The sequence below is a fragment of the Nocardia sp. TBRC8007 genome, assembly GCF_056629435.1.
In genome coordinates, this window is the sequence record NZ_JBWSOR010000191.1 from 1 (window position 1) to 348 (window position 348).

At 69.5% G+C, this 348-nt stretch carries 1 protein-coding gene; it reads left to right on the forward strand.

The genetic code is table 11. From position 1 onward, the window contains the following. Positions 1 to 348 (forward strand): phosphopantetheine-binding protein (locus tag ACX4ZE_RS23245; RefSeq protein ID WP_480275600.1); only part of this gene is annotated, 348 nt, incomplete at both ends.

Here is a 348-nt window from a genome sequence, read left to right on the forward strand (position 1 = left end):
ACTGTGGTGATCGCGGTCGAGGCGATGCCGTTGACCCCGAACGGGAAACTCGACCACGCCGCGTTACCGGACCCGGAATTCGCCTCCGGGGTGGCATATCGGGCGCCGCGCTCGGCGCGCGAACAGATACTGACGGAGTTGTTCGGGGACGTCCTCGGGATGGGCCGGGTCGGGATCGACGACGACTTCTTCGATCTGGGGGGACATTCCCTGCTGGCGACCCGGCTGGTGAGCCGCATCCGGGCGATCCTGGGGGTGGAGGTCCCCATCCGGACGGTGTTCGACGCCCCCACCGTCGCAGCCCTGGACTCCCGCCTCGACGACGAGACGGCGGTGGTGCGGCCGGTG